This is a genomic window from Pantoea sp. X-Soil-ISGK-421 (genome assembly GCF_059730785.1).
In genome coordinates, this window is record NZ_AP035980.1 from 593,729 (window position 1) to 619,485 (window position 25,757).

Genomic DNA, 25,757 nt, shown 5'->3' on the forward strand with positions numbered 1-25,757 from the left:
CACCGTCCGCGCGGATCATCACTGCGCGCTAGCACCAATCTCTTTATCCCAACGTCCCAGCAACGCTTTACGCTTGGCAGAATCGCCGTAGGTTTTGAAGTCGTAATCGATCAGCTTGATGTTCTCGAAGCGCGGCGCGTATTCAGAAATCTCGGCGTTACGGTTTGACGGCAGCTGGAAGGATTTGGCCTCTTTCATGTGCGACTGCGCTTCAGCGCTCAGCGCCCAGTCGTACCAGACTTTAGCGTTGGCGAGGTTGCGCGCACCTTTAACAATCGACATCGAACCAATCTCATAACCGGTGCCTTCGCACGGTGCAACGGTCTTGATCGGGAAACCATCCACCTCCATCGCCACCGCATCATGCATAAACACGATGCCGACGGTCGTTTCACCCCGCGCGGCCGACTTCACCGGCGCGGAACCGGATTTGGTGTATTGCGAAATATTGGCATTGAGCTTTTTCAGGTAATCAAAGGCTTGGTCTTCACCCATGATCTGCACCAGCGTCGCCAGCGTGTTATACGCGGTGCCCGACGAGTTTGGGTTGGCAATCTGAATTTCCCCTTTGAAGCTTGGGTCCAGCAGATCGGCCCAGCATTTCGGTTCTTTCAGCTTTTTAGATGCCAGCAATTTGGTGTTATAGCCCCAACCCAGCGCGCCAGCGTAAATGCCGACCGTGCGGAAATGGGAGTTTTCCGCCTGCTTCTGCGCCCAATCTTGCTGCTGATCGAGCAGCGGCGATTTATACGGCTGCGTCAGTCCCTCTTCCGCCGCCTGCATATGCGGATCACCGGTGCCCGCCCACCAGATATCGGTGCGCGGATTGCGTGCCTCACTGCGCAAACGTGCATAGGCTTCTCCCGCAGAGAGTCGCACCATACTCACTTTGATATCCGGGTGCGCCTTGCTGAAGATGTTGGTCATGTGCTCGCACACCACCACGTCGGCGGAGCAGACCATATTTAAATTCCCCGCAGCCGAGGCGGCGAACGGCAGTGCAGTGCAACAGAGGGATAGCGCGATGGCCATTGAGGTGACTCGCATAGTGTTCTCCTGGATTGTAGGGTTGGTGCTTCATTGGCACCTTTTCTTGCACGTGTGTGCAAAGTAGTAATGAACAAGAAATGTCCTGTCAAACACCACGCTGCGCAATTGTTAGGCGATGTCACAAAAATGCAACAAATGAGATCTAAAGCAGTTTGCACACCTTTGCAATCTGAGGCAGACTCAGTTCAGCCAGAATGTGAAGAGGTGTTGAGCATGCAGCATGAGAAAGCGGTGGTAAGCGCGCAGGATGTCGCTGAACGCGCGGGCGTTTCGCGCTCGGCGGTGTCACGCGCGTTCACGCCGGGCGCCAGCGTGTCACCGGCAACGCGTGAACGGGTGATGAAAGCGGCAGAAGAGTTGGGGTATCACGTTAATCATCTGGCGCGCGGGCTGGTACGCAACCGCAGCAGCATTGTGTGCCTCATCGTGTCGGAAATCGCCACGCCCTATCGCGCCAGTCTGGTGCGCTGGCTGACGCAATTTTTGCAGGAAGCGGGAAAAGTGGCGATGCTGATCAACACCGATCGCTCGGACAACAGCGTTTCAGCGGCCTTACAGCAGGCGATTAATTTCCGTGCCGATGCTTCAATCATTCTCTCCGGCATGCCCGATCGCACCATCACACGCCAGTGTTACAAGCACGGCCAGCGCATCATTTTGATCAACCGCGACGAAGCGCTGCCGGGATCGCTCAGCATCAATCTCGATGCCGAAAGTGCTGCGCAAACTGCGGTAATGGCGTTCCAGCGCGCCGGTTGTCAGCATCTGGCGTTTGCCAATTCGCTGGCGGGCACGCCGAGCCTAAAAAAGCGTGAAGATACTTTTGTTTTGGCAGCAGAACGCGCGGGATTAACGGTGACGATTGAACGCTTTGGTACCACATCGTATGAAAGCGGACAGATCCTGGCGCATCGCTTATTGACACGTCATCAGCGACCGGACGGCGTGTTTTGCGTCACCGATTTGGTCGCCTGCGGCTTTATGGATGAAGCGCGGCACCGTTTTGCGCTGCGCGTGCCGGACGATCTCTGCTTGATCGGCTACGACAACATCGCGCAAGCCGGATGGTCATCCTACAATCTCACCACCTTTTCTCAGCCGGTGGAACAGTTCGCCCAGGACGCGGTGAAGTGGCTGATGCAAACCGAGCAGGATGAAACCGGCTTCACGCCACAAGTTGAGCAGCAGCATGATAGCCTGCTGTATCAGGCCGACGTGGTGTGGCGTGGCTCAGTGCGCGGCGGCTAAGCGCATCCACTGGCACAAATTGCTGAGCATCTGCAAGCACTTTTCCAGTTGATCGATGGCGATAAACTCATCCGGTTTATGACCCTGTTCCATGCTGCCTGGCCCACAAACCAGCGTGGCGATGCCCGCTTCATCAAACAATCCCCCTTCCGTGCCAAACGCCACCGTGGAGAAACTCTCGCTGCCGCTCCACTGCGCCAGCCAGTGGGCAAACTGCGAATATGGGTCGGTGAGCAATCCCGGATAGGCGCTAAGGGTTTCGAAACGTATTGCGCTTTCCTCCGCCACTTTTTGCATGCTCGATAACAGCTGCCGGTTAGCGTAGGCCTTGGCATCGTCAACAACGCCTTGCACATCCGCATTCGGTAAGTAGCGGATCTCGAAATCAAACTGGCAATCCTGCGGCACGATATTCAGCGCGCTGCCGCCCTGAATCACGCCGGTTTGCAGCGTGCTGAAAGGTGGATCAAAACGCGCATCCCGCTGTGCGGCCAACTGCACGGCGGAGGCGCTGAGATGATTAATCAGCTTCGCTGCATACTCGATGGCGTTGACGCCATCAGGCGCATAAGCGGAGTGGCAAGCGCGCCCCTGTACATAGCAGCGCATGCCAATTTTTCCTTTATGACCATAAACCGGCTGCATCTGCGTCGGCTCGCCAATAATACACATGGCGGGTTTTTCGTGGGACGCTTTTAGCCAGTCGATCATGCTGCGCACGCCCAAACAACCCACCTCTTCATCATACGAAAAGGCCAGATGCAGCGGCATCCGCAGCGGCGCGGCGAGAAAAGCATCCAGCGATGCCAGCACGCAGGCGAGATAACCTTTCATGTCGGCGCTGCCGCGCCCGTAATATCGACCGTCACGTTCCGTCAGCGCGAACGGCGGCAGCGACCAGTTTTGTCCATCCACCGGTACCACATCGGTGTGGCCAGAGAGCATCACGCCGCCCTCACCGGATGGCCCGATGCGCGCATAAAGATTGGCTTTACTGCCATCGGCATTGACGATGCGCTGCGCCGTCATGCCGCGCGCCGCAAGAAAATCCTCAACCCAGCCAATCAGCGCCAGGTTGGATTCACGGCTGGTGGTATCAAAAGCCAGCAACGTCGAGAGGATCTCACGCACGGCACTATTCATCGCCCGGTACGCCATAGCTGGGTGCTTCGCGCGGATCGAGCGCGCGCGTCACGTAGGCCTGCATTTGCGGTTCGTACGCCAGCCACAAAGTATTGAGTGCCGCAACCGGGTCGGCTTCCGCCCAGTCAATACGCAGATCCACCAGCGGCCAGGTGTAATCATCCACCACTTTCACCGCCGCCGAATGCACCGGGCCGGCTTCGCCTCCGGCATCAATCCCCGCCTGCAACGCACCAATCAGGCGACTGGTCAATTCACCACTGGAAGCCTCGAAGGCAGTAACCATTGCGGCAATCACCGATTTATCCTTCAGCATGTTACCCGCCGCCACGCACTCGTTGCCCTGTACCACGGCATAAATGCCTAACGTGTGTTCCCCGCTGAAGGCGGCGCTGCTGCCGCTGGCATCAATCACCGTCACCTGGCGATACTCGCTGAAACGATCCTCCGCCAGCGCACTTTTCAGTGCCTGTTGCGGCGTGAGGCCCGCTTCCAGCTGTGCCAGAATCTGCTGCCCCAGCGCCGGTAACGTGATGTTCTGGCTGGAAACCGCACCAATCCCCGCCACCAGCCACGGACAACGTGCGCCGACAGCGATGCTGGAGGAGCTGATGGCAATGCCTAGCTGCCCGGATTCCGGGCAACGTGCTGCAATGGATACTGTCATGAAGCCGCCCTATTTTTTCCAGTCGTCGGGGATCACCGCGATGACGTCAATTTCCATCAGCCATTGCGGCTGGCCCAGCGCGGACACCACCAATCCGGTTGAAATCGGGAATACCCCTTTTAGCCATTTGCCCACTTCCTGATACACCGGTTCGCGATAGCGGGGATCAATAATATAAGTGGTGGTTTTCACAATATGGCTGAGATCGCTGCCCGCCTCTTCCAGCAGCTGCTTCAGGTTTTTCATCGCCTGCGCGGTCTGCGCTTGCGGATCCCCCAGCCCCACCAAATTGCCGGCAAAGTCCGTGCCGACCTGGCCGCGCACGTATACGGTGTTCCCCGCGCGAACCGCCTGACAGAGATCGTTATCCAGCGTTTGATTTGGATAGGTTTCTTTGGTGTTAAACATCCGAATGCGTTGATGCGTTGGCATAATCGTTCCTGTAGGTTAAATGTCGGCGCTGTAGTGCTGATATTGGCGCTGAATGGCGATCTGATCGGCGATAAATTTCGCGTCGTGCCACACGCCCCAGATAAAGGTGGAACCGCGACGCGACAGCCACGGCAAGCCGAGGAAATAGACGCCCGGTTCGCTGGAAACGCCGCGATGATGCTGTGGTTTGCCCTGTTGATTAAACGCACCCACCTTCAACCAGCTGTAATCCGCTACGTAGCCGGTGGCCCAGATAATGCTGGTGATACCTACTTCCTTGAGGTTCAGATCCAGTGTGGGAGCGCTGATGCATGATGGGTCGGGCAGGAATTCACGCGCCTGCGGTTCGGGCGGAAGGTCGAGGCCATTACGTTCGATATAGGCATCGGCGGCATCCAGCAATGAGAGATAGTTGGCATCGCCATTGGCAATGTTTTGCGCTAAATCAGGCTGGAACTGCACACGATCGTCGGCGAAACTACGGGTTAACCCGACAAGATTGATGCCCTGAGCCGCTAAACGACGGAAATCCACGGTGTGACCGCCGCGCGCGCCGCTCACAGCAATGGTGACGTGCTCTTTACCCGGCTGATTGGCGGCGGCATCCCATAATCCCAGCACCCCTAACCACCAGCAAAAATCTCGGCCACGATAGGCGCGCGGTGGACGATCGTGCGCGCCTACCGATAGCCACACCTCTTTGCCCGCACGCTGCAACTCATCCGCAATCTGCACGCCCGATGAGCCCGCGCCCACCACCAGCACGCCGCCCTGCGGCAACTGCTGCGGATTTTTGTACTCGGCTGAGTGGATTTGATACCGCCCGCTGTTCTGCGGAGCAATCGCCGGGATCAGCGGACGATGGAACGGCCCCGTTGCCGCCACGATGCGCTGCGCATTGATTGTGCCCTGAGTTGTCTGCACGGTGAAACCGGCGCGGCCCAGGTTACGTTCTGCGTTGAGGACTTCTACGCCGGTGCGAATCGGTGCCTGATACTGTTCGGCGTAGCTGACAAAGTAGTCCGCCACCTGTTCTTTGGCGACAAAACTGTCCGGCGAGCAGTTCGGGAAAGCCATGCCTGGGAAGCGGTCGTGCCAGGCCGGACCGTTGGCGACCAGCGAATCCCAGCGCCGAGTGCGCCAGGATTCGGCAATGCGATTCTTTTCTAATACCAGATGCGGAATACCGAGGCGAGTCAGATGTTCGCTCATCGCGATCCCCGCCTGACCCGCGCCAATAATTAGCGTATCTGTTTCAGTGATTGGTGATGTCATTTCAACGTCCTTCGTCCCGCCTTGCGCGAGGTATGGCAACTTAAGAAGTTTCCAAGACTATTTGAGCCAACGAAGACGGTAAAATATTATAAATCGAGCGTCTGAATAGAAAATAATTAGCCAATAAATGTTGGATCCCAATATCACAGAGCACACACATTGTAGCGGCGCAATTTATTGCGCGATAAATCGCGCCGCAACGTAAGGCGTACTAAGTTTAGCCAGCGATGCGCGGCGGGGTTAATTCCATACTGCGACAGTAATCCATAAATAATCGTGTAGGCCGGGTAGGTTCGTTATTTTGCAAATAGGCCATGATTAATGTCGATGCGGCCATATCATCAATAATATCCAGCTGCACTAACCGCTCACCGTCATAAGTAATATCGGAACACGGGCGCGTCACCAGCACCGAAAAACCTAATCCTTGCCCCACCATGCAGCGCACCATTTCAATTGACGGCGAACTGTAAGCCACTTCCGGGTGATAGCCATTCTCTTTAAAAATACTGATGAAATAATTTTTGCTTGGCACCACATCGAGCAAAATCATGGGCAAACGCGCCAACTCTTGCAGGGTGACGGCACTTTTTTTCGCCAGCGGATGCGCGGCGGGTAGCAGCGCATAAGGTTTATGCGGCGCATTCAGCGGCTCCTTTTTAATGACGTTATCCAGCTCTAAATCGTAGAGAAAGGCCACATCAAAACGCCCACGATGCAGACCATGCGTCAGTTCATGCTGCTCTCCGTCATAAAGCTGGATGTTGATTTCCGGGTAAAGTTTTTTGAATCCGGCAATCAATTTAGGCATATACAACGGTGCGGCAGATTCAAAGCAACCGACCGCCACCGTGCCGCACACCAGTTCATTGTCAGCCCGCGAGCTCTGCTCAAACTCATGCGAAAGCCGCAATAACTCGCTGGCTTTCTCATAAAAACGTCGGCCGCTGGAGGTCAGTGAAACGCCCTGCGCGTGATGGCGAATAAACAGTTGCTGCTCAAAGGCATCCTCAAGATTTTTGATTGCCACCGAGATCGAAGGCTGCGCGATATGCAGCTGGCGCGAAGCCTCAGCGATACTTTCCGTTTCCACGACGGTGACGAAATATTTGAGTTGCTTGAGGGTAAAATGAGTCATGATTGCGCCATTAACAGAATATTGTCTAAAGGATGGATTAGCGAGTTTTACGCTAAGCAATTTTAATAAAGCAAGCGACATGCCAGCTTTTAGTGAAGCAAGCTGCAATAAACACCTCAATTAATCCGTTATTCGCCCAAGCTAACGCACCAAAATAATCCACCCCGCGCCAATATGCAGCAGGCGCTGCACAGTAAAAGTGCGGGATATTTTCATTCAACAGACAATAACGCTGCGCAATTTATTACCCACCCGCAATAAATAAATCAGTCGTGTTGGCTGGATAGTTTTTTTTAATTTAAAGGCCACAAATTTAATAATTGCCTCACGCCTAATCCTGCCGCCATAGTGTCTGACATCTTGATAACAGGCGGTCACCCTCCTCTAACTTCGGAATAACACTCATGTCTGCAAACCCGTTCGAAAACGGAGAATTTCTCTCTCTGGCAAAAGCCATGTCGCCCGCCGAACTGAGCGATATTCTCAGCGGTCATGGCATGTGGAAAACAGAGTCAAATGAACGTTTAGGCATTCCCCGGATGGTGATGACCGATGGCACTTATGGCGTGCGCTACTCTATCCAGCAAATTGACGGCGATGAAAAAGGTGGGCAGGACTTCGCAGGCTTTTTAAATGTGGTTAATCAGCGAGCTAAAGATGTCGAAGTCGCATGGGGCACGATGAAACCGGCCACCTGCTTCCCCAATGGATCAAGCTTTGCCTGCAGCTGGGACAATGACCTGGCGCTAACGCTGGGCGATGCGCTGGGCAGAGAGTGCCAGCAAATGGGTGTGCATATGCTGCTCGGCCCGGGCATCAACATTCGCCGTACCCCGCTCGGTGGCCGCAGTTACGAATACTACTCTGAAGATCCGCTGATCTCCGGCGAAATCGCCAGCGGCGTGATCAATGGCTTACAGCAGCAGAACGTCGGCGCTTCGCTGAAGCATTTCGCTTGCAACAACTCCGAAATCGAACGCACCAGCATGAATTCGATTGTTGATGAGCGCGCACTACGTGAAATCTACCTGCGTGGCTTCGAGCGTGCGATTAAGCAATCTAATCCGTGGACGGTAATGAGCTCCTATAACCGTCTGAACGGCACGCAAACCGCTGAGCACAGCTGGCTGCTGACGGATGTTCTGCGCCACGACTGGGGATTCGACGGCGTGGTGATCGCCGACTGGCATGGCATCAAAGATCGTCCGCAGTCGCTGCTGGCCGGTAACGACCTAGACATGCCTGAAAGCGAAACGCGTAAAGCCGCGCTGGCGGCAGCGATTGAACACGGTGAGGTGTCGCGTGAACACGCCGAGATTTCCGCCGTTCGTGTGATGGAGATGGTGCACCGCGCCATTCACGGTGAGAAGCGCGCCACGGTGGTGGATCACGCTGAGCATCACGCATTAGCACGCCGCATGGTCGCCGAATCGATTGTGCTGCTCAAGAACGACAACCAAATGTTGCCGCTTGATGCGGCGCGCTGCCAGCGCGTGTTAGTGGTGGGTGAAGGCGCAAAAACGCCGGTGATTCAGGGTTCCGGCTGCGCCACTACGCTGCCGACTCAGGTGGATATTCCGTGGGATGAAATGGCAAAACTCGCCAACGGCATCACGCTGAACTGGTGCCGTGGCGATGCCAACGAAGCTGAAAGTGCGCAAACGCTGCGAGATGAAGCCTGCGCGGCGGCGCGTGAAGCCGATCGCGTGGTGGTGTTTGCCAACAGTGAAGACGGTTATGACGGCGAAGGTTCCGATCGTCGCACCCTGAATCTACAGGCGGGTCAGGATGCGCTGATTGCCGCGCTGGCGGCGGTCAATCCCAACGTTATTGTGGTGCTGGCTAACCCGGACGCGGTAGTGATGCCGTGGCTGGAAAACGTTGCGGCGGTGGTGGAAACCTTCTACGCCGGGCAAGCGATGGGCGGCGGACTGGCCGATGTGTTGTTTGGCGTGGTCAACCCAAGCGGCAAACTCACCGTCACCTTCCCGCAGCAGATTCAGGACATCCCCGGCTGGCACAGCTATCCGGGCGAAAATGGCCAGCATCGGTATAGCGAAGGCGTTTTCGTTGGTTATCGTTGGTATGACGTGCGCCAGCTCGCGCCCCTGTTCCCGTTCGGTTATGGCCTTAGCTACACCACGTTCGCCTACAGCGATATCACGGTAGATCGCCACACCCTCAAAACCGGCGAAACGCTGGCCGTCAGCTTCACGCTCACCAACACCGGTCACCGCGCCGGAAAAGAGGTGAGCCAGCTGTATAGCCGCTATTGCGATTCGCGCCAGAAGCGTCCATTGCAGGATCTGCGGGCTTTCAGCAAAACCGAATTGCAGCCGGGCGAACAGCGTCGTATCAGCCTGACGCTGCCGGTGGACGACCTGCGCTATTACGATACGGGCCGCCAGCAGTGGGTTCTGGAGGAAGGTGACATTGCGCTGTGCATTGGCGGTCATTCCCGCGATCTGCCATTGCAAATAAAGGTTAAGGCGCTCAATAAGGTGGCGCGGTATCGCCTGATCGCGCGCGACACGCAGCCGATTTTCATTTTGGAAAACCCGATTGCACGCAGCCACTTTAATGCCTTCCTGCAGCAGCAACTGGTCATCTCTGAACAGGATGCCGATCGCCTGCTGGAACACTGCACCAACTCCTTCGTCGGTTTCGTCACCACCTTTGATCGTCGTTTTCGCCAACGCTTCGATCAGCAGGCGATCGATACGCTAATCACTAATGTGAACGCCGCCATTCTTCAGGCAGAAAAAGAGTAAGGCACCAACACCAGGCATTCATCTAATAACAACAAGCTATGCAGAGGGTAATAATGGACAAAAAGAAAGGCTACTCCCGCCGTGACGCGTTGAAACTGGGCTTCAGTGCCGCTGCGGTGGCTTCGGTCGCGCCAATGATCATCTCACGCCCGGCGCGTGCCGCTGAGGTCACGACGCTGACCGTCGCCGATGTTGGCGGACCTTACGGCACCGGTTTCAGCAAAGCGTTTTACAAACCGTTTGAACAAGCCACCGGCATCAAGATTATTAACACCGTGCTCGGCCCCGATCCGGTGCCGCAATTCCAGATGATGGTGGATACCAAAAATTATCTGTTTGATGTGGCGTTGCTCAACCCCGAGCATCTGGTGCGCCTTAACAAGCTGAACAAGCCGTATCTGGAAGACATCAATGTGACGGTGGCGGACCCGGAAAACTACGTGAAGGGATCGATTACCAAACAGTTTGGCGGCGTCAGCATCTTCGCGCTGGCGCTCGGTTACCGTCTGGATGCCTTCTCGGGCGATAAGGCACCGAAAAACTGGGTCGACTTCTGGAACACCGAGAAATTCAAAGGCCGTCGCGGTCTGTGGCGCAGCCCCATTTGTACGCTGGAAGTGGCGCTGATGGCCGATGGCGTTGACCCGAAAAATCTCTATCCGCTGGATGTCGATCGTGCCTTCCGCAGCCTCGACAAAATCCGCAAGAGCATTGATGTGTGGTGGACCGGCGGCGCGCAGGCGACGCAGCTGCTGCAAAGCGGCGAGTTGGATATGCTGAGTATCTGGAGCACTCGCGCGCAAACCGCGATTGATGCCGGTACGCCTGCCGCCATCGCCTGGGATCAGGGCCTGTACAACATCGACGGCTGGACCATTCCGCACGGCAGCCCAAAACTCGACGCCGCACGCAAGTTCATCCAGTTCTGTATGGATGCCAAACGCCAGTCGCTGTTTACCGAAGATCTGGCCTGCGGCCCTACCAACATCAAAGCCTACGACTTCATTGATAAGAAGAAAGCCACGCTGCTGCCCACCGCGCCAGACCATATCGGGCAACTGGCGCTGCTCGGCGCAGATTACTGGGGTGAAAACCAGCTGGCTCTGACCGAACGCTTCGAAAAATGGGTAATGAGTTGATCCGCAAGAGGGCTGCGGCCCTCTTACGCTGGAGGATTTCTTCTTGACTGAATTTGCTACATCGCCTGCCAACAAACAGCGTGCGCGTAAAACCTGGCGTCTGCATCCGTTATGGTTGACGGCTCCGGGGCTGCTGTTCTTAGCGGTATTCCTAGCCTGGCCAACCCTTAAACTGATGCTGTTGAGTTTTCAGGACAGCGACGGCCACTTCTCGCTGGATGTCTGGAGCCAGATGTTCGGTGCCGGTATTTACGTCAAAGTGACGCTCAATACCTTTGTTATCGCGCTGCAAACCACGCTGGCTTGCTTACTGATCGCTTATCCCGTCGCCTACTGGCTGGCGCAGCTCAGCGAAAACACCCGCCGCCGCCTGATGTGGTTGATTTTGCTGCCGTTCTGGACCAGCGCCTTGTTGAAAAACTTCGCGTGGATGGTGTTGCTGTCACGACGCGGGATTTTGTCCGAGATGTTAATGGGGCTGGGAGCCGATCAACCGCTCAACGTGCTGTATACCCGTGGCGTGGTGGTGTTTGCCATGGTGCACAGCATGCTGCCGCTGGCGATCATCACCATGTTACCGACCATGACCAGCATCGACAGCCGCCTGATGCCCGCCAGTCACACGTTGGGCGCTTCGCGTGCGCAGGCGTTCTGGCGCATTTTTTTCCCGCTGTCGATGCCCGGTTTAATCGCCTCCTGTTTGCTGATTTTCATTGGCTCGCTTGGCTTCTTTATCACACCTGCGCTGCTCGGCAGCCCGCAGGATTCGGTGATCGGCCAGCTATTGATTACCCAGGTGCAGCAGCTGCTGAACTGGCGTCTGGCGGGTGCCATCGCCATGCTGCTGTTGGTGGTGACGCTGCTGGTGTGCATCGGCTATGACAAGCTATTTGGTATGTCTTCGATTGCCGGGGGCGAAGGCCACGCCAGCAGCCCACGCATCCGCGCCGTTGGCTATGCGCTGGTGGCGGTTATGGCGCGCATTAGCGACATACTGGCATCCCTGCTGAGTCTCTTTGGTAAACCGCGTCTTGGCTGGCTGCTCACGCTGTTTAGCGTACTGGTGATCGCCGTGCTGATTCTGCCGGTAGTGTCATTCCTTCCCATGGCGTTTAGCAGTTCCAGCTTCCTGCAATTCCCGCCGCCGGGCTTCTCGCTGCGCTGGATGGAAACCTATCTGGAATCACCGATCTGGACCGGCGCTACCGCGCGCTCCTTCGGCATTGCTCTGGTCACCGGCGTGCTGGCGGTAATTATCGCGACCACCGCGGCTTTTGGTCTGGCACGCCATCAGGGCAAGAGCGGCAGCGTAGTGGTGATGACCTTTCTGTTGCCAATGATTGTGCCCAACATCGTCACCGCCGTGGCGCTGTTCTATCTGTTTGCCACGCTGGGATTGGTGGGCTCGAACCTCGGCATCATTCTGGGCCACACCGTGATGGCGATTCCGGTGGTGTTCATCATTATCCTCACCACCTTTAAGAACTACGACTGGCGACTCGATCAAGCCGCCGGCACGCTTGGTGCCAGCCGGTTGCGGGTGATTTGGGACGTCACGCTGCCGCTGATCAAAGGCAGCATGGTGGCCGCCTTTATCTTCGGCTTCCTTAACTCGTTTGAAGAGCTGACGGTAGCGCTGTTTGTCGGCGGCGGGGTGAAACAGACGCTGCCAAAACAGATGTGGGACGATGTGTTGCTGTCCGTGACGCCCACGCTAGCGGCCGCTTCGGTGATTATCCTCACCATCGTGACGCTGTTATTTATTGTGGCTGAGCGTTCGCGCCGTAAAGCTGAAGCCTTGTAAGGAAAAAACCATGTCATCAACAATTAAATTGCAGGCTGAGCAGATTGGCAAAACCTATGGCCAAACCACGGTGCTGCAAAACCTGGATTTAGCGGTTAATAGCGGGGAACTGTTAACGCTGCTCGGGCCTTCCGGCTCAGGTAAAACCACCCTGCTCCAGATCATCAGCGGCCTTACCGATCCCACGGCTGGCCGCCTGCTGATCGATGGCCGCGACGAGACGCATACGCCGGTACATCAACGTGATATCGGCGTGGTGTTTCAGAACTATGCGTTGTTCCCGCACCTGACGCTGGAAGAGAACGTCGGTTTCCCGCTGCGCATGCGTCGCCTGCCCGCCGCCGAGATTGCACGGAAAGTTAAAGAGGCGCTGGAAATGGTGGAACTAGGGCACGCGGCAAAACGCTTTCCGCGCGCCTTGTCAGGTGGACAGCAGCAGCGCGTGGCGCTGGCGCGCTGTCTGGTGTATCAGCCGAGCGTGATTCTGATGGATGAACCGCTGGGTGCGCTGGATCGTAAGCTGCGCGAAAGCATGCAGATGGAGATCAAACGCATTCACCGCGAATCCGGCGCAACCATTATCTTCGTGACGCACGACCAGGAAGAGGCGCTGGCGCTCTCCGATCGTATCTGCCTGATGAACGAGGGCAAAATCGCGCAGATTGATACACCCGAAAACATTTACCAGCAGCCACAATCGACCTTTGTTGCCGAATTTATTGGCCTCTCTAATATTCTGCGCGGGGAAGTCCGCAACGGTACGCTGGTCAATCCGCAAGGCCTTTTTGCCCTGCCGGCAGCCAGCGCGTTAGCGGGGCTAGGTGCGTTAGTTATCCGTCCTGAGCACGTTCGTTTATGCGCAGCCGACGATGCGTTGGTGCACGGTAAAATCAGCGAACGCATTTATGCCGGTTCGGAAACGCGCCTGGTGGTGACGCTGGATAAGGGTGAACGTTTTATTGTGCGCAGCAGCCAGGCGTCGGTGGGGGCGATTGGCGATACGGTTTCGCTGAACTGGGATGTGGCGAATGCGCGTTTGTTAACGGCGTAAATTCTCGTATCGCACATTCCGTAGCGGCGCGATTTATCGCGCAATGAATTGCGCCGCTACGGTGCGCGCGATCTGTATTACCGATTTAAACCCCACCACACACATCACGCACCACGCCGCGCAGCCAAAGGTGCGCGGCGTCATTGTCCCATCTGGGATGCCACAGTTGTGACACTGTCATGTCTGGCGTGGCGAACGGCAGTTCAAACATCGCTAGCGTCTGGCTGTTTTTAATCAGCGGATGATGCAGATACACCGAACGCGGCACTAACGCGACGAAATCCGAATCCTGTGCCAGCGCTACGGCGGTTGAAAATGCTGGCACCACCGCGGCGATCTTGCGGGTCAATCCCGCCTGCACCAGCGCATCATGAATCGGCCCACCCAGTTCACCGCGACGTGACGCCACGATATGACCAAAGGCCGCGAATTGTGCGATATCCAGCTGGTGAGATAGCGGATGTCCGGCGCGCACCACGCCGACAAAGCCATCGCGAAACAGCGCCTGCAAGCGAATTTCCGGTCCCATATTGCCCAGCACACCAATCTCCAGATCGATATAGCCTTCGCGTAATTCGCGCGCGCTTTTCTCCGGCTTCGGCATAAAATTGAGCCAGGCATGCGGCGCTTGCTCAGCCACGGCGGCGATCAACGCGCTGCCAAAGGCTTCGACGAATCCCTCATTGGTGCGCAAGGTGAAGCAACGCTCTAACTGGTGCAGATCCAGCGATTGCGCAGTCGGGCTTAACACCGCACGCGCCTCGCGCACCGTATTATGGGTGCGCTCCCGAATCGCGTCGGCATAAGGTGTCAGCACCATCTGGCGTCCGGCACGCACTAATAGCGCATCACCGGTGGTGGCGCGTAAGCGTCCGAGCGTGCGACTCATCGCGGATTCACTCAGGCCCAGACGACGCGCAGCGCCAATCACGCTGCCTTCAATCAGCAGCGCATCCAGGGCAATTAACAGGTTCAGATCGGCATCATTCATGCGGTTTATCCTCGCTGATTCGACGTCATGAGACAAGGCGTTTGCTGCAGGTTATCAATGCAGATGCTGCGCGTTCCGCCTGCTGTCACCCGGCGCTACACTGTTTTCATCGTATTAACACCGAGGAGAGAACAATGATCAAATCAACGCGAGTATTACTGATTGGCGCGTCGCGCGGCCTGGGATTAGCACTGGCGGAAACCATGCTGCAGCGCGGTTATCAGGTGGTCGCCACCGGACGCGAGAACTCGACCGCTAACCTGCAACCGTTGGCGCGCCGCTTTCCCCAACAGCTGACAGTGGAGAGCGTGGATATCACTGAACCTGACCAGCTGAAGGCGCTGCATGGGCGGCTGGCGGATCGGCAATTCGATATGCTGTTCGTCAACGCCGGTGTGAAAAATGATGATCGCGAAACCATCGCCGATGTTTCTAACGAAGAGTTTACCCGCGTGATGGTGACTAACGCGCTGAGCCCGCTACGGGTGCTCGAGACGTTTAAAGATCGTGTCACCGCCAGCGGCACCCTTGCGGTGATGTCATCCGGCCAGGGCAGTTTAACCAACAATACTAATGGCCATTACGAAGTGTATCGCGGCAGCAAAGCGGCACTGAATATGTTTATGCGCAGCTTCGCCGCGCGTAGCGCCGACGATCGCACGCTGCTGCTGATGGCGCCAGGCTGGGTGCGCACCGATATGGGTGGACCGGAAGCGCGCCTGACGATTGAGGAGAGCATTCCCAATCTGCTGAATACCATGGAACGTTACACCGAGCGGCGCGGGCTTCATTATCTGGATTATTTAGGGCGCGTGGTGCCGTGGTGATTACGCATCACATCAATGCAGCTATTTGTAGCGGCGCGATTTATCGCGCTGTTTTAAAAGGCGCGCAATAAATTGCGCCGCTACGGTAGGTGCGTTGTTTTACGCTGCATCAACCTGCGCAGCGTGTCCCGCAGCCAGCGGTTGGCGGCATCTTCGCTGCGCGCGTTGTGCCACAGCAGCGAAACCTCATAATCCGGCATGCTGACCGGCACCGGCGCAGCGCTCAGGTCATACAGCTCACGCCAGGATTCCATCAAACCTTGCGGCACCGTGGCAAACAACGGCAGACGTTGCAACAGCAGCGGTAACGAGGAAAAATTTGGCGTGACATAGCGCACGTATCGCGTCAAACCCTGCTGCTGTAATTGACGATCCAGCGCGCTTTCGCTCACGCCGCGATACGACACCAGCGCATGCTCATAACGGATAAACTGCGCCAACGTCAGCGGCGCATCGAGCGCGATTTGCTGGCGATGCCACACCGTGCTGAAACCGGCGCGCAGGATTTTCTCCCGCGTGAGATCGCGACTGGTTTCATTGCCGACGGTGATCACCACGTCCGCCTGCTGCTGCTCCATCAACGGAATCGCCTGCCAGGGATCGGCCGCTACCACTTTCACATCAATCTTTGGCGCCACGCGGGCGAGTTCCGCCAATAAATCCGGCATCAACCAATGTTCCAGCCAGTCGCTCATGCCGAGGCGAAAACTGTAGCTATCCTGCGCAGCGTTAAAGGGTTGCTGGGTGAAGATCACGCGGTGCAGATCCTGCATCAGCGGCGCGAACTGTTGCACCAACTGTTCGGCACGCGGCGTAGGCGTCATGCCGTTTGAAGCGCGGACAAACAGCGGATCGTCGAACATCTCACGCAGCCGTTTTAACGCCGCGCTTACCGCCGGTTGGCCGAGGTAGAGACGATTCGCCGCCTGGGTGACGCTGCGCACTTCATACATCACCAGCAACACCACCAGCAGATTAAGGTCGATACGGGAGAAATCATTTTCATTGATGCTTTGCATGATTTTAATCGATTTAAACAATGATCATGGCGCCAGTATAGTAAGGCTTCTTCGCTGCAATTAAGCAATAAGGAGCATCCTATGACGATTCGTGTCGGCGATTGCCTGATAACCAAAGTGAGCGAGCAAACTGCCGCCTTCCCGATGGGCGTACTGTTTACGCCGCATCGCGCGGAAATGAGTGATGAAATGGCTCAGCAGCCCGCAGAGATGTCGATTCATAGCTGGGTGGTGCGCAGCGACGAACACACCATCATTATCGATACTGCCACCGGTAACGGCCGCAACCGCGATAATAAGCCGCTGTTTCATCAGCTGAATTCGCCCTATGCCGAAAATCTGGCGCGGGCAGGCGTTGATCCGGCCGAAGTGACGCTGGTACTGATGACGCACATTCATACCGATCACGTCGGCTGGAACACGCATCAGCGCGACGGTGAATGGCAGCCGATGTTTCCCCATGCGCGCTATATCTGCTCGGCGCGGGAACTGGTGCACTGCCAGAATAATCCGGCGGCGCAGGAGCTCTATCGTGACAGCATTCTGCCGCTGATTGAGCGTGGCCAGCTTGAGGCCATCAACGTGCAGGATTCTCCTCTGTTTGCTGGCGTACTGCGCTATCGCTCCTCGCCGGGCCACAGCCACGATCATGCTTCGATCGTGCTGGAAAGTGCCGGTGAATCGGCCATCTTTGCCGGTGACGTGATGCATAATCCGATTCAATTTCGCTATCCGCACTGGAACTCACTGTTTTGCGAAGATAAAGTCCTTGCCGTCGCGTCGCGTCAACGTGTGATGGACTGGTGCGTACAACATCAGGCAATCTGGTTCAGCACCCACTTTACTGGCAGCTCGTGTGGACGCGTCTCGCGCGACGGGCAATGGATTCCGCTGGAGGTTTAACCTAATGCAATATCATGATTATCTCACCGCTTCGATTACTGATTTACAGCAGGCGCTAACCCAGCAGGCGGTGAGCGCGCGCCAGTTAGCCGCCTTCGCGCTGCAGCGCATTGCCGAGGTCGATCAACCTCGCTATAACGCCATTACCTGGCTGTTTGCCGACGAAGCCCTGGCGGCGGCGGACGCCAGTGACCTGCGTCGCCAGCGCGGCGAAGTGGCGGGACGACTGGAAGGCATTCCGGTGCTAATAAAAGACAATATCGAAGTCAAAGGCTGGCCAACCAGCGCCGGTTCGGTGCTGCTGCGTGAAGTGATTGCCCAACAAGATGCACCACTGGTCACACAGCTGCGCAATGAAGGTGCGATTTTAATCGGTAAAACCGCGATGCATGAGCTGGCCGCAGGCATCACCGGCGCGTCATCGTTGAGCGGTTTTACCCACAATGCGTGGGTTGAGGGCCGATCGCCGGGCGGATCAAGTAGCGGCTCCGCCGTGGCGGTGGCGGCGGGTTATGTACCGCTGGCGATTGGCAGCGATACCGCCGGTTCAGTGCGTATTCCGGCGGCGTTTAATCGTCTGTTTGGCTTGCGCATGACGCGCGGGGCAATCAGTACCGATGGCGTTGTGCCGCTGTCGCCAACTCAGGATATTCCCGGCCCGCTGGTGCGGTCAGCGGCGGATTTACGGTTAGCCTCTGAAATTTTGAGTGGACAACAGTTTGCTGTGAGCGATGAGCCGCTGCTCATCGGCCTCTGGCAGGAAGGTTTTGCTACCGATGAAGACGAGATTAATCAGGCGGTGCGCGCAGCGCTGGCGGATTTCGCGCCGCGAGATGTTAGTTTTCCGCAGTTAGAAACGTGGGCAACTGACGCCAATATCATCGGTTATGAGTTTGCCGAAGCGCTGGCAACGTATCTGGCCGACAAACCCCAGGCCGAATGCCGCACGCTGGCGGAGGTGGTGGCTTCAAAGCGCTATCATCCACAACTGGAAACGGTGTTCACCTCGCGTGCGCAGCATGCGGGAACCAACAGCGATGCGTATCGTGTGGTGCAGCAGCGACAGCGCGATCTTTATCAGCAACTGGAAGCCTTCTTCAACCAGCAGCAGATCACTGTGCTGGCCTATCCGGTGGTACGTCACGCGCCGGTTAAGCATGGCGACATGCAGCAAGGCAGCAACGCGCTGGTTTCTGCGGTGACCGGCGCACCGGCGATCAGCATTCCGGCGGGATTTAGCGCCGAAGGTTTGCCGATTGGGCTGGAGCTACTGGCATTGCGTGGGCGGGAGGATTTATTGCTGAGCGCGGCGGATAAAATCAGGTGCGCATAAATGCGCACCCTACGAAAACTCAGCGCGATAAACGTAGGGGCGCCATTCATGGCGACCCTAACGTTAAACGTGCAACGCCAATCCCTTGATCGCCTTATCCACCGCTTTCTTCGGGCCGCGCAGCGCGATGCCGACCAGATTCAAATTATCGGCATCCTCCGCCATAAACACTTCGCGGTTCGCCGCGTCGTGACCGGTAGAAAACATCGCCTCAACGTATGGGATGATGGTTAACTCGCGTTCCAGTCCCTGACGATGCGCACGCTGCAAGCCGGCTAAGTCACCGGCAAACACCAGCATTGGCTGGCCCGCCATGTTGCCGTACTGACGCGCATTGGCATCGACATAGGGTTCGCCCATCATCTCGGGCGCGGCAGAAGCCACGCCGGTGGCGAGGAAGGCCACCACATTCAGGCGCTGCCAGGTGGCTAAATCATCACGTACGATCAGGGCGATTTTGGTATCAAACATCTGTAACAACTCTCCAATGACAACGAAAACCTCATCATCTAAGAGCAGGCGGGGAAGCGTATAGAACGTTTGTGCACTGACGTTGATAAGACGCGGGCGTCATGCGATAGGCGCGCTGAAACCAGCGGCCCAAATGGCTTTGATCGGCAAATCCTACCTGCGCCGCCACCTGCACCGGCTCAATACCTTGCGCCAGCAAAGTGCGCGCGCTGCGTAAGCGCAAACGTACCAGGTAAGCATGCGGCGATTGGCCGAATGCCTGTTTGAACTGCCGCGTCAGACGAAAACGATCGATGCCGGAAAGACGCGAAAGTTCATCTAATCCAATATCCTGCGCCATAAAATCGTGCAGATAATCGCGCAGCAGCTGCATCTGACGCATTGCTTCGCTGTGCTGCAGGCTGGGTTTAGTCTCCAGATGTCTCGACAACAGGGTGAGCAAATGATCGAGGCTCTGATCGCGTGCCAGTCGTCCTTCGCCCTGATGCATGGCAAACCAGGCTTGCTGAATGGCGCTGGCCAGCAGCGCATCGTCGGTGAGCGTATGACGAAAAGCCCCTTCAATATTCGACACATCACCCAAACCGCGATGCTGCATCATCTCCGCAACCCAACGCTGCGGCAGATACAGCATCACATAGGTGAAACCGTCAGCGTCCGGCGCATGTCCATCGTGAACCGCGCCAGGTTCAATCAGGATCGCCCGGCCCGGCGAGCTGGTGTGCAGCGAACGATGGCAGTTGAAACGTTGTAATCCTTGCTGGGTCACGCCCACCAAGAGTTCGTCGTGATCGTGCGGGTCGTAAGCGTGGCCGCGAAAATGCGCGTTGACGCTTTCTATTCCGGTCTCATCATCACGACGAAAATCAACCCAATCGTTATTAGCGGGCATACGCACTCTCAAACAAAGGTATCAGGCATAGCCTAGCAGTCGGAACCATAGATAATCCAGCGGCAACAGCAGCAGCACGCTGAACAGGAAGATCATTGCACAGAGCTGCAAACCGGCTCTCGCCGGGACATTGCCAAGCCCCATCGCCACCACCACCGGCGACGCCTGATACGGCAACAGCGGCGTGGCGTAAGCAAACACCTGCAACATAATGACGCTAAGCAGCGGAAAACCGGAAGCCTGCGCCAGCTCTTGCGCCATTGGCGTGACCAGCGCCGGCACGCCGTTGGCGGTGAGCACGAAGTTCATCAGCGAAACCAGCCCATTCAACACCGCAAAATTAGTGAATGAGGGATGATCGTGTAGCGGCAGCACACTGAGCAGCGCGTTGGCGATGGTGCGTCCCAGGCCAGAATCGACCACCAACGTGGCAACACCCAATATCCCAGCGATGTAGATGCAGGTGCGGAAATTTACCCCGCTGGCAAAATCCTCGCCGGAGATGAAACCGATGCGCGGTAGCAAACAGACGCAAGCCGCGGCCAGCCCAACCCACGCGGCGGGCAGGCCGTGCACGCTGTCGGTCATCCACAGCAGCAAGGTGATCGCCAACAGGCCAATTAAGCGCCATTCGCTGCGGCTGAGGGCTGGCAAGGTATCGCGCTGAAGAATCGGCGTCGGTTGGGCACGAAACAAACATAGCAGGCAAGCGATGAGCAGCACGCCTTTACCTATTCCCACCACCGGCATATGCAGTAACCACCACGGCAACCATTGCAGATGCAGCTGATAGGCGCTCTCCGCTGCACCGCTCAAAACCAGATTCGGCACGTTAGCGGGTAAAATGCTGGCGGAGAGCTGAAAGGTGCCAAAACCCACCGCCAGCGCCAGGCCAATGCTGCCGCGGCTGCCCGCGTTGATCCCCGCCCGTTCCCCCATCGCCAGCACCACCGGCATCAGCAGCGCGATGCGCCCCATATTGGAGGGCATGACAAACGCCAGCAAATAGGTGAGCAGCACGGTTCCCGCCACCATGCGCGGCCAGCTTTGGCTTAACGGCACCACCAAATAGTTGGCCCAACGCTGTGCCAGACCGACTTTGCGGATCGCCGCGCCCAGCACAAATCCACTCAGCACCAGCCAAAACGCAGACGAGGCAAAACCGCTGAACACGCTGCCGGCCGGTGCCAGTTGTAATAGCATGGCGGCCGCGAAGAACAGCAGCGCGGTAACGTATTCCGGCAAGCGCGCGCTGGCCCACAGCACAATGGTGATCCCCACCACCAGCGCGGTGAGCCAAAAATTGTGATCGGTGATCATTGATGAACTCCCTTTCCCTATGTTGGTCGCCATGAATGGCGTAATGCTCGTCAGTTAAGCGTGAATCGGTCACCATGAATGGCGACCCTACGTTGACAGCGCTGGGTTTTCGTAGGGTGCGCATTCATGCGCACCTGCATAACCAGGCAATTACTTGCTTAAGTGAGCGGCATTACGCCATGAATGGCGACCCTACGTTGACAGCGCTGGGTTTTCGTAGGGTGCGCATTTATGCGCACCAGGCAGACAGCGGCAAGCGCAACAGTTTACGGCAAAATCCTCCGCCGCAAGATGAAGTTGTTAACAATTTTTTAACTCGCCAACTGCGTAAGCCAGCGAATCAGCGCATCGCTACCGGGTTGGCTCAACGAGCGTTGCGGCCAGGCAAGGAAGTAAGGTTTACTGAGCGGCAGGCTGAGCGGATCGACAATCACCAACTCACCGCGCGCCAGTTCGTTGGCAATCAAACGACGCTGACCAAGCAGCACACCGGTGCCTGCCACGGCGGCATCAATCGCCAGCGAGGTAAGATTGAAACTGAACGACGGCTGTGGCCGTGGCTCGTCGATCCCTTTCGCCTGAAACCAGCTGCGCCAGTCAGGCAAGAAGCGCCCTTCGTTGCCCCAGTCGAGGTGGATTAGCGGTGCTTGCTGCAGCACATTCTGCCCGGCAGAGTGTTGTAGCAGTGCCGGGCTGGCCACCGGCAGCACCTCATCGAGGAACAGCAACTGCTTATCCAGCTGCGGATAGCGATCGTCACCAAAACAGATGACAAAATCAGCGGGCGTGGCGTTGAAATCCACCGGCGTATGGGTGCCGTGCAGCGATAAATCGATATCTGCGCACTGCTCACGCCACTGCGCAATATGGGGCAGCAGCCATTTTGAGGCCAGCGCCGGCAGTGAATAGAGCGTTAACTTCGGTGCTGACGCCGCATGGCGCAGGTTTTGCTGGCCGAGGTGCAGAATGTCGAACGCTTCGGTGACATAGCGCAGATACTCTTTGCCGATCTCCGTCAGCATCACGCCGCTTTGCGTGCGCACAAACAGCGTGCTGCCTAACTGCCCTTCCAGCTGACGAATTTGCTGACTCACCGCAGCGGGGGTTAACGCCAGCTGCGCAGCCGCTTTTGCCAGGCTGCCCAGTTCCGCCGCCACTTTAAACGAATGGATGACGCTGATTTTTGGCAAACGCGGTGATGGCGCAGGCATTAAGGTTTCCTTAGCAAGGTATTAAATTTTTATCGTTACGTAGTACCTTATCAGCGCGTTACAGTTATTACACACCTGCAACACATGAGAAGTGAAACTATGTCTGCCTTGATTCGTTTCGATCTGCATCCGCTGGCCGATGCCGACTGGCGCCGCACCTGCCGTGAACAACTTAATCAGCACGGCGCGTTGGTTTTACGTCAGTTCCTGCAGCCTGCTGCGCTGCAAGCCATCATTGCGGAAGGTACGGCGCAGCGCCATCTGGCGTATCACACCGCCAGCAAACACAACGTTTATCTAATGAAAAAAGATGAGGCTTTCAACGCCGATCATCCGCGCAATCGCGATGTCATCAGCACCAAAGGCTGCATCACCGATGATGTGATTGGCGCCGATTCACCGCTACGTCAGCTCTACAACGATGAACTGTTCAAAAGCTTCCTGTGCGATGTGCTGGGAGAAGCAGCGCTCTTTCCGTATGCCGATCCGCTCTCATCAATCAATCTGCACTACGCGCCCGCGGGGCAGGAACTCGGCTGGCACTTCGATAACTCGTCGTTCGCCATCACGCTGCTGGTGCAGAAGCCGCGCGCGGGGGCTGTGTTCCAGTATGTGAAAGATCTGCGCGATGCCGATGCCGGCGAGATGAATTTCGACGGCGTTGCCGCGGTACTGGATCAACGTCAATCAGTTGAGGCGCTGGCGATCGATGCCGGAGATTTGGTGCTGTTCCGTGGCCGTAATTCATTGCATCGCGTTACGCCAACCGAAGGTGATATCACCCGCATGCTGGCGGTACTGGCGTATAACACGGAGCCGGGCATTGCGCTGTCGGAAACTGCCCGTATGACATTTTACGGGCGGTTATAAATCGATCAGCGCTCGCCAGCCACGCACAAAGATTTGCTGGGTGCGAAAGGCCACCAGCGCGCGCCAGTCGGCGTCGGCAGGCCAGAATCCCTCCACCAGTTCCTGCTTAATGACTTGTCCTGATTCACTGGCTGGATCGCCATGCAGATGCAGCCAGTGATCGTCGCGCACGCGGCGATGCATCTCCTCGCCGGGATAAGTGCCGCACTCCACCACCAGCGGCAAAATCTGCGTATCTGCTAGCGAGGTCAACAGGAATTGCGACACATAGCCGGTGGCAGTGGCGGTCACGCCGGTTTCGCTGTCGCGTCCCGCGCCGGTAAACAGCAGCGTCAGCCACTCAGCGTAAATCTCCTGGCCCCAGTCATGCGCTGCAAAACGCTGCTCGGCAATTGACAGCAGCATCGGATGTCCCCATGCGCCTGCGCCAGTGTGCAGATCGAAGCTGATGACGGTTTTGGCCTGAGACAAATGATGGCTGATGATGTTTTTCAGCGTGCGATAGGACCAGCTTGGCTGCTGACCGCCGTAAAAGAAGCCCTCCGGCGCGTGATATTGCCCCGCTTCCACCACGCGCTTTACCGCCTGCCAACCGGTGCTGTTCAGCGTTTCGGCTAACAGCTTATCGGCACTGGCGCGATCGCCATGATAAATGCCATGCCACGCGGCATAAGCGGGATTGGCTGGCGCTGGCTGGGAGAAATCAATGAAATTGCGGTTGAGATCGATGTTGTCTTCATTGACGCGGCGTAAATGCGCTGCGCCCCACGGATTGAGCAGATGCAGCAGCACAATGGCGGTGTCAGCAGGCAGCGCCGTCAGGTTGAAGGTATCCAGCCAGGCAATCTGGCAATCGGAGCCGTAATAGCCTTCCACGCCGTGCGTGCCGGAGATCACCAGCATCACGCGTGACGCTGCCGGATCGCCGATCACCGCTACGTCGGTGGAGAGTTCTTCACCCTGCGGTCCGGGTAACGGATGGGCATAGGAGGTTAATGTGCCGTCTTGGCGGTTCACGGCGGCGATGAAACGCGCGCGCTGGCTGGTATAGTGCGGTAGTAAAATCATGATATTTCCTTCAATCGCACCCTTTGTAGCGGCGCGATTTATCGCGCATTGTTCCGGGCATGCGCGTGAGTCAGAGCAACGTCAAAACAGCGCGATGAATCGCGCCGCTACGGATTGTGCCTTCAATGGATAGATCACCGCAGACTTACGGATAGACCTTAAATTTAAAATACTTTTTCGCCAGTTGATCGTAGGTGCCGTTGCTGTGCAGTTCAGCTAGCGCGGTGTTGATCAGCTTTAGATTGGCTGCATCATCTTTACGCAGGGCAATCCCCACGCCGTCGCCAAAGATCTGTTTATCCACCAATGTGGCTTTAATCGTGAAACCTTTGCCTTCCGGTGATTGCAGGAAGCCCTGCTCAGCGGAAACCGCGTTCGTTACGCTGGCATCAAGACGCCCTGCCGCCAAATCTGGATAAACCTCCATCTGGTTCGCGTACGACACCACATTCACGCCGTGCGATGCCCATTTGGTTTTCGCGTAAGTTTCCTGAATGGTGCCCTGCGCCACACCAATGGTTTTGCCGTGCAGCGTCGCGAGGTCGGCCGTTAACGTGCTGTTTGTCGGGGTCAGCAACGCACTGGGCGTGTTGTAGAGCATGTCGCTGAACGCTACCTGCGCGCGCCGTTTCTCCGTCATCGACATCGCCGAGAGGATCGCATCAAATTTCTTCGCCTGCAGCGCCGGAATGCTGCCATCAAAGCCGATCTGCACCCATTGGCACTTCACTTTTGCCTGGACACAAATCGCATTGCCGAGATCGATATCAAAACCCTGCAGCGAACCGTCGCTGGCTTTGGATTCAAACGGCGGGAACGTCGGATCGACGCCGAAACGCAAAGTTTGCTCGGCAAGCGCCACATGGCTGAACGCGGTGAGTGAAAGCAGTATCGCGAAAGACAGATTCTTCTTCATTGTTAACTCCAGCAGGCAGGTAAATTCACAACGGCATGCAAAGTTAATAACATGGTGAACACATTGTCACCACTGAAATAGTGGATTTTGTGCAGAGGAAATTCTTATTAAACAGAAGGGGTTAAGCGATTTTATCGGCGGAAGTAAAAGATACTTAATCAGCACCCTTGTCACTCTTTTGTCATCACTCACTCATGCTGATGTCAGCGCCCATTTCA

Annotated in this window: 23 protein-coding genes; 9 read left to right on the plus strand and 14 right to left on the minus strand. The window is 56.6% G+C overall.

The window, feature by feature from the left end; translation table 11 throughout:
- Positions 1-18: 18 nt before the first annotated feature.
- Positions 19-1,047: an ABC transporter substrate-binding protein gene (locus AC6I8K_RS21450; protein WP_064739903.1), complete on the minus strand. Its 1,029-nt coding sequence runs from the start codon at positions 1,045-1,047 to the stop codon at positions 19-21.
- A 216-nt stretch (positions 1,048-1,263) separates the two neighbouring features.
- Here AC6I8K_RS21450 and AC6I8K_RS21455 point away from each other — a divergent pair, with 216 nt between their 5' ends.
- Positions 1,264-2,298: a LacI family DNA-binding transcriptional regulator gene (locus tag AC6I8K_RS21455; RefSeq protein ID WP_483818311.1), complete on the plus strand. Its 1,035-nt coding sequence runs from the start codon at positions 1,264-1,266 to the stop codon at positions 2,296-2,298.
- Here the strand turns inward: AC6I8K_RS21455 and argE are convergent.
- The 5 genes from argE to AC6I8K_RS21480 form a co-directional block, all read right to left on the minus strand.
- Positions 2,281-3,441 (minus strand): acetylornithine deacetylase, encoded by a 1,161-nt coding sequence (gene argE, locus AC6I8K_RS21460; RefSeq protein ID WP_483818310.1) that lies wholly within the window; start codon positions 3,439-3,441, stop codon positions 2,281-2,283. The two genes, AC6I8K_RS21455 and argE, sit on opposite strands and share 18 nt — an antisense overlap.
- A complete protein-coding gene (locus AC6I8K_RS21465) occupies positions 3,434-4,108 on the minus strand; it encodes a DUF1028 domain-containing protein (protein WP_064739900.1) in 675 nt (224 codons plus the stop codon). Before AC6I8K_RS21465 ends, argE begins: the two co-directional genes overlap by 8 nt.
- Before the next feature lie 9 nt (positions 4,109-4,117).
- Positions 4,118-4,540 (minus strand): RidA family protein, encoded by a 423-nt coding sequence (locus AC6I8K_RS21470; protein WP_064739899.1) that lies wholly within the window; start codon positions 4,538-4,540, stop codon positions 4,118-4,120.
- A 15-nt stretch (positions 4,541-4,555) separates the two neighbouring features.
- Positions 4,556-5,815 carry a flavin-containing monooxygenase gene (locus tag AC6I8K_RS21475; RefSeq protein WP_497827552.1) on the minus strand — a complete coding sequence of 420 codons (1,260 nt, stop codon included), beginning with the start codon at positions 5,813-5,815 and terminating at the stop codon, positions 4,556-4,558.
- A 217-nt stretch (positions 5,816-6,032) separates the two neighbouring features.
- Complete coding sequence (locus AC6I8K_RS21480) at positions 6,033-6,953, minus strand: LysR family transcriptional regulator (RefSeq protein ID WP_064739897.1); 921 nt, start codon at positions 6,951-6,953, stop codon at positions 6,033-6,035.
- Positions 6,954-7,357: 404 nt separating this feature from the next.
- Between AC6I8K_RS21480 and AC6I8K_RS21485 the strand changes: the two genes are divergently transcribed.
- Genes AC6I8K_RS21485 through AC6I8K_RS21500 form a run of 4 tightly spaced genes read left to right on the plus strand, consistent with a single transcriptional unit; the run spans position 7,358 to position 13,718 of the window.
- Positions 7,358-9,724, plus strand: coding sequence for a glycoside hydrolase family 3 C-terminal domain-containing protein (locus AC6I8K_RS21485; protein WP_483818309.1), 2,367 nt, complete (start codon positions 7,358-7,360; stop codon positions 9,722-9,724).
- Positions 9,725-9,777: 53 nt separating this feature from the next.
- Positions 9,778-10,863 carry an ABC transporter substrate-binding protein gene (locus tag AC6I8K_RS21490; protein ID WP_064739895.1) on the plus strand — a complete coding sequence of 362 codons (1,086 nt, stop codon included), beginning with the start codon at positions 9,778-9,780 and terminating at the stop codon, positions 10,861-10,863.
- A 43-nt stretch (positions 10,864-10,906) separates the two neighbouring features.
- Complete coding sequence (locus AC6I8K_RS21495) at positions 10,907-12,667, plus strand: ABC transporter permease subunit (protein WP_483818307.1); 1,761 nt, start codon at positions 10,907-10,909, stop codon at positions 12,665-12,667.
- Positions 12,668-12,677: 10 nt separating this feature from the next.
- A complete protein-coding gene (locus tag AC6I8K_RS21500; protein WP_064739893.1) occupies positions 12,678-13,718 on the plus strand; it encodes an ABC transporter ATP-binding protein in 1,041 nt (346 codons plus the stop codon).
- Between the two features lie 85 nt (positions 13,719-13,803).
- Here AC6I8K_RS21500 and AC6I8K_RS21505 read toward each other — a convergent pair whose 3' ends face one another.
- On the minus strand, positions 13,804-14,709 hold the full coding sequence (locus tag AC6I8K_RS21505) for a LysR family transcriptional regulator (protein WP_483818306.1): 906 nt from the start codon (positions 14,707-14,709) through the stop codon (positions 13,804-13,806).
- Positions 14,710-14,843: 134 nt separating this feature from the next.
- Here AC6I8K_RS21505 and AC6I8K_RS21510 point away from each other — a divergent pair, with 134 nt between their 5' ends.
- Positions 14,844-15,536 (plus strand): SDR family NAD(P)-dependent oxidoreductase, encoded by a 693-nt coding sequence (locus tag AC6I8K_RS21510; protein ID WP_497827553.1) that lies wholly within the window; start codon positions 14,844-14,846, stop codon positions 15,534-15,536.
- A gap of 80 nt (positions 15,537-15,616) precedes the next feature.
- Here the strand turns inward: AC6I8K_RS21510 and AC6I8K_RS21515 are convergent, their stop codons facing one another.
- Positions 15,617-16,555 carry a LysR family transcriptional regulator gene (locus tag AC6I8K_RS21515; protein ID WP_497827554.1) on the minus strand — a complete coding sequence of 313 codons (939 nt, stop codon included), beginning with the start codon at positions 16,553-16,555 and terminating at the stop codon, positions 15,617-15,619.
- A gap of 81 nt (positions 16,556-16,636) precedes the next feature.
- Between AC6I8K_RS21515 and AC6I8K_RS21520 the strand changes: the two genes are divergently transcribed.
- On the plus strand, positions 16,637-17,458 hold the full coding sequence (locus AC6I8K_RS21520; RefSeq protein ID WP_483818303.1) for an MBL fold metallo-hydrolase: 822 nt from the start codon (positions 16,637-16,639) through the stop codon (positions 17,456-17,458).
- Positions 17,459-17,462: 4 nt separating this feature from the next.
- Positions 17,463-18,791, plus strand: a complete 1,329-nt coding sequence (locus AC6I8K_RS21525; RefSeq protein ID WP_497827555.1) for an amidase — start codon at positions 17,463-17,465, stop codon at positions 18,789-18,791.
- 63 nt (positions 18,792-18,854) lie between these two features.
- Here the strand turns inward: AC6I8K_RS21525 and AC6I8K_RS21530 are convergent, their stop codons facing one another.
- From AC6I8K_RS21530 to AC6I8K_RS21545, 4 genes are all read right to left on the minus strand, one after another.
- Entirely contained in the window at positions 18,855-19,262 is a 408-nt protein-coding gene (locus AC6I8K_RS21530) for a DUF2000 family protein (RefSeq protein ID WP_497827556.1), read from the minus strand.
- 34 nt (positions 19,263-19,296) lie between these two features.
- A complete protein-coding gene (locus tag AC6I8K_RS21535) occupies positions 19,297-20,154 on the minus strand; it encodes a helix-turn-helix domain-containing protein (protein WP_497827557.1) in 858 nt (285 codons plus the stop codon).
- A 21-nt stretch (positions 20,155-20,175) separates the two neighbouring features.
- Positions 20,176-21,474: an SLC13 family permease gene (locus tag AC6I8K_RS21540; RefSeq protein ID WP_497827558.1), complete on the minus strand. Its 1,299-nt coding sequence runs from the start codon at positions 21,472-21,474 to the stop codon at positions 20,176-20,178.
- A gap of 311 nt (positions 21,475-21,785) precedes the next feature.
- On the minus strand, positions 21,786-22,685 hold the full coding sequence (locus AC6I8K_RS21545) for a LysR substrate-binding domain-containing protein (protein WP_483818298.1): 900 nt from the start codon (positions 22,683-22,685) through the stop codon (positions 21,786-21,788).
- Positions 22,686-22,784: 99 nt separating this feature from the next.
- Between AC6I8K_RS21545 and AC6I8K_RS21550 the strand changes: the two genes are divergently transcribed.
- A complete protein-coding gene (locus AC6I8K_RS21550; RefSeq protein ID WP_497827559.1) occupies positions 22,785-23,555 on the plus strand; it encodes a 2OG-Fe(II) oxygenase in 771 nt (256 codons plus the stop codon).
- On the opposite strand, the gene AC6I8K_RS21555 is transcribed toward AC6I8K_RS21550, so the two are convergent.
- Positions 23,550-24,620 carry a DUF2817 domain-containing protein gene (locus tag AC6I8K_RS21555; protein WP_497827673.1) on the minus strand — a complete coding sequence of 357 codons (1,071 nt, stop codon included), beginning with the start codon at positions 24,618-24,620 and terminating at the stop codon, positions 23,550-23,552. The two genes, AC6I8K_RS21550 and AC6I8K_RS21555, sit on opposite strands and share 6 nt — an antisense overlap.
- 148 nt (positions 24,621-24,768) lie before the next feature.
- A complete protein-coding gene (locus AC6I8K_RS21560) occupies positions 24,769-25,539 on the minus strand; it encodes an ABC transporter substrate-binding protein (protein WP_497827560.1) in 771 nt (256 codons plus the stop codon).
- Positions 25,540-25,757: the final 218 nt, after the last annotated feature.

Excerpts from the sequence above, each read along its gene's own strand:
- AC6I8K_RS21450 (WP_064739903.1), bottom strand. The coding sequence starts at position 1,047 with ATGCGAGTCACCTCAATGGCCATCGCGCTATCCCTCTGTTGCACTGCA.
- AC6I8K_RS21455 (WP_483818311.1), top strand. The coding sequence starts at position 1,264 with ATGCAGCATGAGAAAGCGGTGGTAAGCGCGCAGGATGTCGCTGAACGC.
- argE (WP_483818310.1), bottom strand. The coding sequence starts at position 3,441 with ATGAATAGTGCCGTGCGTGAGATCCTCTCGACGTTGCTGGCTTTTGAT.
- AC6I8K_RS21465 (WP_064739900.1), bottom strand. The coding sequence starts at position 4,108 with ATGACAGTATCCATTGCAGCACGTTGCCCGGAATCCGGGCAGCTAGGC.
- AC6I8K_RS21470 (WP_064739899.1), bottom strand. The coding sequence starts at position 4,540 with ATGCCAACGCATCAACGCATTCGGATGTTTAACACCAAAGAAACCTAT.
- AC6I8K_RS21475 (WP_497827552.1), bottom strand. The coding sequence starts at position 5,815 with ATGACATCACCAATCACTGAAACAGATACGCTAATTATTGGCGCGGGT.
- AC6I8K_RS21480 (WP_064739897.1), bottom strand. The coding sequence starts at position 6,953 with ATGACTCATTTTACCCTCAAGCAACTCAAATATTTCGTCACCGTCGTG.
- AC6I8K_RS21485 (WP_483818309.1), top strand. The coding sequence starts at position 7,358 with ATGTCTGCAAACCCGTTCGAAAACGGAGAATTTCTCTCTCTGGCAAAA.
- AC6I8K_RS21490 (WP_064739895.1), top strand. The coding sequence starts at position 9,778 with ATGGACAAAAAGAAAGGCTACTCCCGCCGTGACGCGTTGAAACTGGGC.
- AC6I8K_RS21500 (WP_064739893.1), top strand. The coding sequence starts at position 12,678 with ATGTCATCAACAATTAAATTGCAGGCTGAGCAGATTGGCAAAACCTAT.
- AC6I8K_RS21505 (WP_483818306.1), bottom strand. The coding sequence starts at position 14,709 with ATGAATGATGCCGATCTGAACCTGTTAATTGCCCTGGATGCGCTGCTG.
- AC6I8K_RS21510 (WP_497827553.1), top strand. The coding sequence starts at position 14,844 with ATGATCAAATCAACGCGAGTATTACTGATTGGCGCGTCGCGCGGCCTG.
- AC6I8K_RS21515 (WP_497827554.1), bottom strand. The coding sequence starts at position 16,555 with ATGCAAAGCATCAATGAAAATGATTTCTCCCGTATCGACCTTAATCTG.
- AC6I8K_RS21520 (WP_483818303.1), top strand. The coding sequence starts at position 16,637 with ATGACGATTCGTGTCGGCGATTGCCTGATAACCAAAGTGAGCGAGCAA.
- AC6I8K_RS21525 (WP_497827555.1), top strand. The coding sequence starts at position 17,463 with ATGCAATATCATGATTATCTCACCGCTTCGATTACTGATTTACAGCAG.
- AC6I8K_RS21530 (WP_497827556.1), bottom strand. The coding sequence starts at position 19,262 with ATGTTTGATACCAAAATCGCCCTGATCGTACGTGATGATTTAGCCACC.
- AC6I8K_RS21535 (WP_497827557.1), bottom strand. The coding sequence starts at position 20,154 with ATGCCCGCTAATAACGATTGGGTTGATTTTCGTCGTGATGATGAGACC.
- AC6I8K_RS21540 (WP_497827558.1), bottom strand. The coding sequence starts at position 21,474 with ATGATCACCGATCACAATTTTTGGCTCACCGCGCTGGTGGTGGGGATC.
- AC6I8K_RS21545 (WP_483818298.1), bottom strand. The coding sequence starts at position 22,685 with ATGCCTGCGCCATCACCGCGTTTGCCAAAAATCAGCGTCATCCATTCG.
- AC6I8K_RS21550 (WP_497827559.1), top strand. The coding sequence starts at position 22,785 with ATGTCTGCCTTGATTCGTTTCGATCTGCATCCGCTGGCCGATGCCGAC.
- AC6I8K_RS21560 (WP_497827560.1), bottom strand. The coding sequence starts at position 25,539 with ATGAAGAAGAATCTGTCTTTCGCGATACTGCTTTCACTCACCGCGTTC.